Source organism: Nocardioides sp. (genome assembly GCF_047607365.1).
Taxonomy (GTDB): Bacteria; Actinomycetota; Actinomycetes; order Propionibacteriales; family Nocardioidaceae; genus Nocardioides.
The window spans coordinates 1-10,633 of the sequence record NZ_JASGDD010000148.1 but is presented as its reverse complement, the minus strand read 5'-3'; the positions used below and the strand labels follow the sequence as shown (position 1 = coordinate 10,633).

Annotated in this window: 6 protein-coding genes; 3 read left to right on the top strand and 3 right to left on the bottom strand. The window is 74.6% G+C overall.

All coding sequences use genetic code 11. The features are described from left to right. Positions 1 to 1,098: copper resistance D family protein (locus QM572_RS11735; RefSeq protein WP_415093271.1), on the top strand; the 1,098-nt coding region annotated here is incomplete at its 5' end. Between the two features lie 28 nt (positions 1,099 to 1,126). Here the strand turns inward: QM572_RS11735 and QM572_RS11730 are convergent. From QM572_RS11730 to QM572_RS11720, 3 genes are read right to left on the bottom strand one after another with little or no spacing between them, the layout of a single operon-like run. After that, the gene (locus tag QM572_RS11730) at positions 1,127 to 4,285 is read right to left on the bottom strand and encodes an AAA family ATPase (protein WP_415093269.1); all 3,159 of its coding nucleotides are present in this window, start codon (positions 4,283 to 4,285) and stop codon (positions 1,127 to 1,129) included. Between the two features lie 46 nt (positions 4,286 to 4,331). Beyond that, positions 4,332 to 6,095: a glutaminase A gene (gene glsA, locus QM572_RS11725; protein WP_415093267.1), complete on the bottom strand. Its 1,764-nt coding sequence runs from the start codon at positions 6,093 to 6,095 to the stop codon at positions 4,332 to 4,334. A gap of 5 nt (positions 6,096 to 6,100) precedes the next feature. Continuing rightward, entirely contained in the window at positions 6,101 to 7,537 is a 1,437-nt protein-coding gene (locus QM572_RS11720) for a flavin monoamine oxidase family protein (protein WP_415093265.1), read from the bottom strand. 111 nt (positions 7,538 to 7,648) lie between these two features. On the opposite strand from QM572_RS11720, the gene QM572_RS11715 reads away from it, so the two are divergent. Continuing rightward, positions 7,649 to 9,961 carry a putative bifunctional diguanylate cyclase/phosphodiesterase gene (locus QM572_RS11715; protein WP_415093263.1) on the top strand — a complete coding sequence of 771 codons (2,313 nt, stop codon included), beginning with the start codon at positions 7,649 to 7,651 and terminating at the stop codon, positions 9,959 to 9,961. Positions 9,962 to 10,267: 306 nt separating this feature from the next. Further along, positions 10,268 to 10,618 (top strand): hypothetical protein, encoded by a 351-nt coding sequence (locus tag QM572_RS11710; protein WP_415093261.1) that lies wholly within the window; start codon positions 10,268 to 10,270, stop codon positions 10,616 to 10,618. The last annotated feature ends 15 nt before the right edge of the window (positions 10,619 to 10,633 follow it).

The window sequence follows — 10,633 nt, the reverse complement described above, 5'->3', positions numbered from 1 at the left end:
GTCGTCTGGATCCTCGGCTGGCACCCATCCGCCGCCGGGCGCCGGGTCGTGCTCGGCGGCGCGGGCGCCGTCGCCCTGGCCGGGCTGGTGGACCTCGCCGTCAAGGGGCCGCTCGACGCGGGACTCGGCCTCGGATCCGCGCTCGACCCGGCCCTCGTGCAGGAGGTGCTGGGGACGGTGTACGGCAGGGCGGAGCTGACGCGGGTGGCGCTGGCCGTGCTCCTCGGCGTCCTGGTCGCCGCACGCGGCCGGCTGCGGCCGGTGGAGTGGTCGGCCGTCGTCGGGCTCCTCGCGGTGCTGCTGTGCGCGACCTTCGCGCTCGCGGGCCATGCCGCCGCCGGCGCCGCGAGGGCGCTCAGCGTGCCGAGCTGGACGCTGCACGCGCTGGCGATGGCGGTCTGGCTGGGTGGGCTCGGGCAGGTGGTCGTCGAGCGGGTGTGGCGCTCGCCGGAGGGCCGGCCGGTGCTGCTGCGGTTCTCCGCGGTCGCGATCGCCTGCGTCGGGACCCTGCTGGTGACGGGCGTCTTCCAGGGCTGGCGCCAGGTCCGGTCGCTCGGGGCGCTGGCGGAGACGACGTACGGCCATCTGCTGTCGGTCAAGGTCGGCCTCGTCGTCCTGGTGCTCGGCATCGCGCTCGCCTCCCGGCGAGCTCTCCGCTCGGCGGAGACCGCTCCCGCGCTCGGCCGGACGGTGCTGCTCGAGGCCGGCGCGCTGACCGCCGTCATCGGCGTGACGTCGGCGCTGGTGGCCGTCGAGCCCGCCGCCACGGCCTACCGCCCGACCGCGTCGGCGAACCTGAGCATCGAGGGCGACACCGTGCAGGTCTCCGCAGTGCCACGCGCCTCCCGCGAGATGGAGCTGCATCTCTACGTCTTCGACGGGGAGGGCCAGCCCGTCGAGCCGGCGGAGATCACCGCCTCCGTCTCGCTGCCGAAGCGCGACGTCGGCCCGCTCCCCGTCGAGCTGTCCACGGCGGGGACGGGGCATCGCGTCGGCACCGTCAGCGTGCCGGTCGTGGGGGACTGGCGCATGGCCGTCACTCTGCGGGTCTCCGACTTCGAGGAGGGCACTCGCAGCGTGACGCTGCCGATCCGCTGAGCCCTCCGGGTGGCCGAGCCCGGAGGGCTCAGTCCAGCTCGGCGAGCCGCCGCCGGCAGACCTCGGCCCAGTACGCGATCTCCTTGCGCTCGAAGAGCGCCTGCGCCTCGGTGAGCAGCCGGCGCTCGGTCTCGGCGTCGCCCGCTCGCCGGGCCCACTCGGCGCAGTGGCGACGCAGGTCGGCGGCCGCCCACAGCTGCTCGGTGCGGTCCACGGCGGCCAGACCGGCCTCGGCGTGGCGCCGGGCGCCGTCCAGGTCGCCGCTCCGTGCCGCCAGCACGCAGGCGATCTGGTGGTTGAAGGCGATCGAGGCGATGTCGTACGCCGAGGTGTAGCCCTCCGCCTCGCGCAGCAGGTCGCGGACCTCCGCCAGGTCGCCGCCGGTCTCCAGCAGCAGCGTGGCGGTGACCCCCAGGTAGGTGGAGGCCATGGCGAGGTCGCCGTGCTCGCGCTGCAGCTCGATCGCCCGCCGGTAGCCGGCGATCGCCCGCGGCAGATCGCCGTGCAGGTGGTGGATGGTGGCGATCTCGGTGGCCAGCACCATGTCGCCGGGAACCTCCGCCGCCGCGGCGACGGCGTCCTCGATCAGCGGGTGGTCGGGCGGGGCGTCGGTGGCGGCGAGCGCGATGGCGCGATGCATCGCGAGCCAGCGTCGCTCGGCGGGCGTGACGGCCACGCCCCCGACGTACTCCTCGGCCTGGGAGAGCGGGACGTTGCCGTGCAGCAGGATCGCCGCCCGGATCGAGCTCGCGACCCGGCGTGCCGCCTGCGACTCGCTGCTCGCCATCCGCTCCGCGACCGTGCTGGCGCCCGACCAGCGGGCGAGCATCGTGTGCCCGGTGACCAACGCCGTCAGCGCACGCTCGAGGCGGGCGGCGTCACCCGCCGCGGTGGCGAGCCGCTCGACCCGCTCGGCGGTCTCGACCACCAGCTCGGGCTCGACGTCCTCGCTGCTGTTGAGCCGGTGCGTGAGCTGCTCCAGCTCGAGGGTGGCCACGTCGAGGTCGTCGGCGGTCGCGTCGGTCTCCTCGGCGAGCCGCTGGACCAGGACCCCCGCGTCCCGGGTGATGTAGGTCTCGGCGTTCGCCCGGAGCCGCGAGACCAGCACGTCGCGCCGGCCTCGCGCGGAGGGGTGTCGGAGCTCGTCGGCGCTCGCCAGCAGGGACCGGGCCGCCGCGGCGTCGTCACGGGCGAGAGCGGCCTCGGCCGCCTCGAGCAGCGTCTCGACCGCGCGCGCCGCCTGAGCGGTGAGGCCGGGATCGTGCGGGCTGAGCTCGCGGCGCAGCCGGAGCGCCTGCTCCCGGTGGTGGGCCACGAACGCGAGGCTCTCCGCGCCGGTCTCCCGGGCCTCCGCGGAGGTCCCGGCGAGGACGCCGGCGAAGCGCTCGTGCAGCTCGGCGCGGAGCGACTTCGGGAGGGCGTCGTAGGCGGCGTCCCGGATGGTGATGTGACGGAAGCTCCAGGACTCCGTCTCCGCGGCGACCGGGTGGAGCAGGTCGCGCCGGGCGAGCGAGGTCAGGGTGTGCGGCACGTCCGCGGCGCCGCCGGCCAGGGTGGTCGCCTCGGCGGTGGTGAAGCTCAGCCCGATCACCGAGGCCCGCTGGAGCAGTTCCCGCTCGGGGCCGGGGAGCCGGTCGAGGCGGGCGGCCAGCAGCGCCGAGACGGTGGGCGGCATGCGTACGCCGGAGGGATCCCCGCCCAGCTCCCAGCCCTCCTCGCCCTGCTCGATCTTCCCCTCCTCGAGGAGGTGGGCGACGATCTCCTCGACGAAGAGCGGGTTGCCTCCCGACCAGTCCGTCACTGCCGCCACCAGGCTGTCCGGGACGCCGGCGCCGAGCATCGCCTCCATCCGCTGGCGGGTCTGGTGGCCGTCGAACGGGTCGAGCGCGACGAGCCGGGACCCCTCGCCCCAGCCGGGGTGCTCCTCGAGCAGCTCGGGACGGGCTCCGCAGACCAGCAGCAGTGGCAGGTCCGTGATCTCGGCACGGACCAGCTCCAGGAGCTCGAGCAGGGTGGGCTCGGCCCAGTGCAGGTCGTCGAGGACGAGGACCAGCGGCCGGCTGCGCGCCAGCTCCTCCAGCAGCCGCCGGACCGCCCAGAAGGTCCGCTCGTGGCTGCCCGGCGCGTCCGAGGCACCCAGCAGCGGAAGAAGCAGGTCGGCGACGTGGTCGGTGTCCGGCGCGTCGCCCATCGTCTCGCTCAGCGCGTGCCGGACCACCTCCGGCGACTCCCCGCCGACCAGCCGCAGCGCGGACCGGATCACCTGCACCACGGGGAAGAAGGTGATGCCCTGGCCGTAGGAGACGCACCGTCCCTGAGCCACCGCGGCCCGCCGGCCGACGCCGTCGACGAAGTCGCCGATCAGCCGGGTCTTGCCCAGCCCGGCGCTCCCCACGACGGTGGCCAGGGCGCTCCGGCCGGTCGCGACCACGTGCTCGAGGACCTCGTCCAGCGCGCGGGACTCGCGGTCCCGGCCCACGAGGGGCGCGTCCAGCCGGCGGTCGCGGCCCTCGTGGCCCTCGCGCACGTCCAGCAGGCGGTACGCCGGCACCGGCTCGGCCTTCCCCTTCGCCGCCACCGGCGCGACCGGCTCGGCGTCCACGGCGTCGCGGACCAGCTGCCAGGTCTGCTCGCCGAGGAGGATCTCGCCCGGAGCGGCGGCCTGCTCCAGCCGTGCCGCGGTGTTGACGGCGTCGCCGGTCGCGAAGGAGCCGCCGGCGCGCCCGGTGCCGGCGACCACCGAGCCGGTGTTGACCCCGGTCCGGATGGCGAAGGCCACGCCGTGCGTCCGGGCGAAGTCGGCGGCCAGCTCGCGGACGGCCTGGTTGAGCTCGAAGGCCGCCCGGGCGGCACGCAGGGCGTCGTCCTCGTGCACCTCCGGCACGCCGAAGACGGCGAGCACGGCGTCGCCGACGAACTTCTCGACTGTGCCGCCGTGGCGGGCTATCGCGGCGCGGGCGGCCTCGAAGTAGCGGCCCATCAGCGCCCGGAACACCTCCGGGTCCATGGCCTCGCCCAGCGCGGTGGAGCCGGTCACGTCGGTGAACAGCAGCGTGACCGTCTTGCGGACCTCGCGCGGCTGCTGGGCGGCCACCGGGCTTCCGCACTCGAGGCAGAACTTCGCGCGGGCGGGCAGCTCCGCCGCGCACGACGCGCAGGAGACCATGAGCGCTCCTGCGTCCACCATGGCGCGACTCTACCGGCGCTGCCTGCGACCCCGCCCTGCGTTCGGCTCAGGTCGCCAGCGCGTCGATCCGGCGGGTGGCCCGCTCGAGGGCCTCGTGGGAGACCCGCAGCAGGTAGGCGTAGATCGCCGCGCGGAGGCCAGGATCGCCCCGCTCGAGCGCGACCGTGTCGATCTCGAGGAGCTCGCCGGCGGTGAGGGCGACGATGTCGGCGGTCCGGGCGCCTCCGCTGATCGCGGACTCCCCGAAGGTGGATCCTGCGGCCAGGGTGGTCAGCCGGCGCTGCCCTCCGGGGCCGCCGGCCGCCTGCGGCAGGACGACCTCGGCCTCGCCGTCGAGCAGGGCGAAGATCGAGGTGGCCCGGTCGCCCCGCCGGACCAGGATCTCGCCCGGCGCGAACCGGCGTGCCGCGGCCAGGCCGCGCAGTGCCTCGCGGTCGGCGGTCGTGAGCGCGGCGCCGAGGGGGTGCTCGTCGAGCGAGACCGGTCCGTCCCGCTCGACCACGCCCGCGGCGCCGAGCAGCTCGTCCTCGCACCACTCCTTGGCCTCGTCGAGCCCGGCGAAGGCCCGCACCCCGGCCGGCGCATCCGGCAGCCCGGCGACGACGAGGGTCCGGCCCTGCTCGGCCAGCTGCGCCGCCAGCGTCCCGAGCAGGTCCGTGGCGGCGTCGTCGACCTGGGTCGCGCGCGCCAGGTCGAGGACGACCAGCGTCGCCGGCTCCCGTGCCACCCGGCGTGCGATGGCCTCGGCCCCGGAGAAGACGACCTCGCCGACGATCTCGAGGACCACCGAGCGGTCGGTCGCGGCGTCCAGCGCCCGCCGCGCGTCGGGACCGCGCCGGCGGGTGGACGGGGCCGCGGAGACCGAGTACGTGCGGGCCACGGTCCGACCCGCGGGCCGTCCCGCGTGGAGGAAGTGGAGCTGCAGGTCGGCGGCGATCCGCTGGAAGGCGGCCACGCCGCGGGCGCTGTTGCCCACCTCGTCGAGCCTCGGGGAGAAGACGGCGATCCCGAGCTGGCCGGGCAGCACGCCGATCACCCCGCCCGCGACGCCGCTCTTGGCCGGCATGCCGACGTCGACCAGCCACCGGCCGGCGCCGTCGTACATCCCGCAGGTCGTCATGACCGACAGCACCTGGTCGACCACCGGCCCCTCGGCCAGGGTCTCCCCGGTGGTGGGGTGACGGCCGCGGGCGGCCAGCGTGGCCGCCATCACGGCGAGGTCGCGGGCGGTGACCAGCACCGAGCACTGCCGGAAGTAGGCGTCGAGCGCCCGCTCGGGGTCGCCGCCGACCACGCCGCCGGAGCGCAGCAGGTGGGCGATCGCGCGATTGCGGTGCCCGGTCTCGCTCTCGCCGGCGTAGACCTCCGTGTCCAGGCGGAGCTCGCGTCCCGCCCAGCGGCCGTACCAGTCGAGGATCCGGCCGAAGGGGTCCGCACCCTCGACCAGCGACGCCGCGGCGATGGCGCCGGCGTTGATCATCGGGTTGCGGGGCCGTCCGTGGCGGTCCAGGCTGATCTGGTTGAACGCCTCGCCGCTGGGCTCGACCCCGATGTGGTCCAGCACCTCGTCGAGCCCGCGGTCGGCGATGGCGAGCGCGTAGGTGAAGGGCTTGGAGATCGACTGGATGGTGAACTCCCGGTCGGCGTCGCCCACCGCGTAGACGGCGCCGTCGACGGTGGCCAGGCAGATCCCGAACGGCTCCGGGTCGGCGGCCGCGAGCGCGGGGATGTAGTCGGCGACCTCGCCGGCCCGCATGCCGAGCAGCTCGTCGTGGACGCGCTGCAGGTAGGAGCCGACGGGGGAGGGCACGGCGCTCATCCCTCGACCGACTCGCTGAGCGGCGCCTCGTGGATCCGCTCGGCGGCCAGGAGACCGGATTCCAGAGCCCCCTGGATCCAGGCGTGCCACAGTGAGCAGTGCTCGCCGGCGAAGTGGATCCGGCCCTCGGGCTCCGTGATCACCGGATGCAGCCGGCGCTCCTGGTCGGGCTGGAAGAGGGTGAACGCGCCGACGGCGTACGGGTCGTTGTACCAGGCGTAGGACGCCCCGCCCTCGACGTACTCGTACACCTCGGGATAGATCTTCGCGACGTCCTTGATCGCCAGCGCGAGCCGCTCGTCGGGGCTGAGCGCACCCCAGCGGGCGGCGTCCTGGCCCCAGGTGTAGCTGGCCAGCAGGACGCCTCGCTCGTCGCCGTCCGCGGGCGGGTGCGACGGATAGCAGATCCTCCGGATCGGAAGGTCGGTCGCCGTGGCTCCGCCCCGGATCCCGTAGTCCTCCCAGAACCGGCGCCGCACCTGGAGCAGGATCTTGGTGGAGGGGTTGTAGTTGAGCTCCCTGATCGCGCGGTACTTCGCGGTCGACAGCGCGGGCGTGAAGTCGATGTGGCGGAGCACCCCGAGCGGGGCCGTGCAGATCGCGAAGTCGCCGCGCACCTGGGTCGTGCCGCCGGGCGAGCGGTAGTGCACCGTCACGCCGTGGTCGTCCTGCTCCACCGCCGTGACGTGCGCCCCGAACCGGACGTGCTCGGAGATCCGCGCGTAGAACCCCTGGGGCAGCAGGTCCATCCCGCCGGCGACCTCCACCATGTCCTCGAACGCGTTGCCGAGGATCTCGCGCAGCTGCTCCACCACGGAGGCGCCGAGATTGGCCTCGCGGTAGCTCATCAGGCCGTACAGCTCGATGGCGCCCTCGGAGAAGCCGCGGTCGGTGAGGAACTCCCGGATGCTCATGGCGTCGTAGGTCTCGCCGAGGCTGGCGTGGGCCAGGCGCGGGTCGCGGGCGAACAGCTCGCGCAGCTCCCGGGTGGCCTCGGCCCAGAGCTCCTGGTAGCCGCGGCCGCGCTCGGCGTCGCTGAAGCGGAACGGCAGCTGGGTGACATCGGTCTCCACGTCGTCGTACCGCCAGCGACGGCCGGCGAGATAGAGCGGCGCCGTCCGGTCCTCCATCACGAAGGGGCGGAGGACGAGACCGAACGCGTCGCAGTAGCGCAGCGTGAGGTCGTGCACCCGGGGGATCCGCATCGCGCCCGCCTCGGCGTGCAGGCCGGGGGCGAAGTCGCGCAGCGTCAGGATCCGGCCGCCGACGCGGTTCTGGGCCTCGAGCACGACCGGCTCGTGCCCGGCGCGAGCCAGCTCGTAGGCGGCCGCCAGGCCGGCCACGCCTGCGCCGATGACGACGACGCGCTTGCGGCGGCCCGGCCGGTCGTCGAGCAGGGGGGCTGGCCCGGCGTCTCTGGGATGGGTCGGCATGCGGGGCTCCTCCGGGCCGTCACGGGAAGGTCGGACAGCACTGTTCCACTTCCGGCCGGGCGTAGCCGCAGAACCGTCGAAACGGCCGTGACAATTGGCATGATGACAGCCATGGACCAGATCGCGAGGCGCCGCTGGCGCTATCACCTCGTGATCTTCCTCCTGGGCATGGCCTCGGTCGCCGTCGCGATCAGCGAGGTCGTCGCCAGCGGCGGGATGGGCTGGAAGGCGACCATCACGATGGTCTTCTGTGTGCCGCTCATCGCGATCGTGGCGCGCTTCCCGATGGTGCTCGGCGGCGCGGGCGGCATCGAGGTCGGGTTCGACTCGAGCATCCTGATGTTCCTGATGTGCGCGCTCGACGTGCCGCAGGCGCTCGTCGTGTGGGCCGCGGGCGTCGTGCTGACGCAGTCGACGGCCAGCAAGCCGCTGTCCTCGAAGGTCTTCAACATCGGAATCGGGATCCTCGCCGCCGCGCTCGCCGCGGTGGTCTTCGTGATCGGGGGAGGCGACGTCGGCACCCTGCAGGGTCTCGGCGCGGTGGCGGCCGCCGCGGCGACGTACTTCCTCAGCGACTACGTGCTCTCCGCGGTCTCGATCGCGATCCTCAAGCAGACGCCGGTGCACGTCCAGCTCACCCAGCGCGGCGTGCTGATGGCGATCGCCTGCTTCGTCCCCTTCGACTCGCTCGGCTACCTCGGCGCGGTCGTGGACGCGGCGACGCCGTGGTGGACGCTCGGCCTCTTCGCCGTGCCGCTGGCCACGCTCCTCATCGCCACCAGCGCGGTCACTCGCGGCCGGGAGAACGCGCGCCGGCTCGCGGTCCTCTTCGACGCCGCGGTCCGGGCGCAGAGCCTCGTCGACCGGGAGGCGGTGGTGGCGGGGCTGCTGCGCGACGCCGGCGAGCTGCTCCGCCTCGACGGCATCGAGCTCCGGGAGCGCGGCCCGGGCGCCGGTGAGATCGCGGTCCGGGTGGAGCTCGGCTCCGGCAGTCAGTGGCTCGTCGCGCCGGCCCGCGATCGGCCGGTCTCGGACATGGAGGCCGACGAGCAGGCGCTGCGCGCGCTCGGCGCCGTCGCCTCGGACGCGATCTCGCGGCTGGAGCTGACGGAGGAGATGATCCACGTCGCCCGTCACGACCCGCTCACCGACCTGCCCAACCGCGGCATCCTGCTCGACCGCGTGACGCAGGCGCTCACCCGCGCCCGCCGCCGCCACGACGAGGTGGCGCTCCTCTTCATCGACCTCGACGGCTTCAAGCCGGTGAACGACCAGTTCGGCCACGCCACCGGCGACCGGGTGCTGGTCGAGCTGGCCGGTCGGCTGCGCGCCTGCGTGCGCGCCGGCGACACCGTGGCGCGCCTGGGCGGCGACGAGTTCGCGATCCTGCTCGAGGACCTCCGGGTCGGGGACGCGCCCCGGATGTGCGACCGGGTGCTCCAGGTCATCGGCCAGGGCGCGGAGATCGACGGGCAGCACGTGGCGCTCGGGGCCAGCATCGGACTCGTCTACGGCACCGGCGAGGACACCGCGGCCGGGCTCCTGCGCAACGCCGACCTGGCGATGTACGAGGCCAAGGCACGGGGCAAGGGGCGCTTCGTCGAGTACGAGCCGGCGATCGGCCGCGCCCGCCTGGAGCGTCTGGCCCTCGTCGACGACCTCCACCGCGCGGTCGAGCGCGGTGAGATCGAGGTCGTCTACCAGCCGGTGGTCTCCGTGGAGTCCGGCCGGATGGCCGGTGTCGAGGCGCTGGCGCGCTGGCGTCGCGACGACGTCCCGGTGACCCCGGAGGTCTTCATCGCTGCCGCCGAGGAGACCGGCCTGATCGTGCCGCTCGGCGAGTCGGTGATGGCACGGGTGGCCGCCGACGTGCCCGCCATCCGCGCTGTCGCCGGCACCCACCTCACCGTCAGCGTCAACATCTCGGCGGGGCAGCTGCGCCACCGCGGCTTCGTCGACACCGTCGCCGGCATGGTGACCGCGATGGGGGACACGGGGCTGGTGCTGGAGATCACCGAGCGCCAGGGGGTCGACCTGGACCCCGAGATGCTCGACGTCATGCGCGCCGTGACCGGCATGGGCGCGGTCTTCGCGATCGACGACTTCGGCGTCGGCTTCTCCTCGATCAGCTACCTCCACGACCTGCCCGCGGACCTGCTCAAGGCCGACGCGTCGCTGTCGGCCGGCATCGACCGCGACGAGCGAGCCCGGGCGCTGCTCCGCTCTGTCGTGCTCATGGGACGCGCGCTCGGATTCGGGGTGGTCGTCGAGGGAATCGAGCGCGAGTCGCAGCTGGCCGTCGTCGCCGAGGATGCCCCCGAGGCGTACGTCCAGGGCTACCTGCTGCACCGGCCGATGCCGCTGCACCGCCTCCTCGAGGTGATGGAGGAGGAGCGGGACAACCACCGCGCAGCTCAGGCGTAGAGGTCGACGATGAGCGACGTTGCTCGAGTGGCCGTCACCGGGGCGGCCTCGCCCGTGGGCTGAGCGGCGCGCCCTGATGCCCGGACCTTCCCGGCTTCGGGGGTCCGCCGCTCGGCTGGTGCGGGTCAGTCCTCGGTGGAGGTCGTCGTACTCGGGGTCGGCGGCTGCTGCCCGGCTGGTCCGCCCGGTCCGCCATGGCCACCGGCGCCACCGGCGCCACCGGGAGGGCCGCCGCACGGATCGGCGGCCGGCGCGTTCTGCGGAGCGCCGCTCGGCCCTCCGCTCGGCGCTCCGGTGGGGTGGGTCGTGGGCTGGCCGCTGGGCTTCCCGGTCGGCTTCCCGGACGGCTTGGTCCCGACGTCGGGCCGGTCGCCCGGCGCGCCCGTTGGCGCCGCCGTGGGCATGCCGGTCGGCCCGTCCGTCGGCTCGCCCGTGGGCATGTCCGTGGGCGAGCCGGTCGGTGCGGCGCAGGTACGGCTGGGGCGAGCCCCGGTCGTCGTACTCGGCGTGGTCGTCGGTGTCCCGGTCGGGGTGGCTGTCGTCGTCGCGGTGGGCGTCGACGACGCGGTCGGCGTGGCGGTGGCGGTCGCGCCGGCCGTGGCGCTGGCGCCGGCTCCCGCACTGGTGGCCGTCGTACGGGCGCTGCCCGGGCCGTGACCCAGGGCGGCGTAG

Coding starts and splice junctions, on each gene's coding strand:
- QM572_RS11715 (WP_415093263.1), top strand. CDS start 7,649: ATGGACCAGATCGCGAGGCGCCGCTGGCGCTATCACCTCGTGATCTTC.
- QM572_RS11720 (WP_415093265.1), bottom strand. CDS start 7,537: ATGCCGACCCATCCCAGAGACGCCGGGCCAGCCCCCCTGCTCGACGAC.
- QM572_RS11730 (WP_415093269.1), bottom strand. CDS start 4,285: ATGGTGGACGCAGGAGCGCTCATGGTCTCCTGCGCGTCGTGCGCGGCG.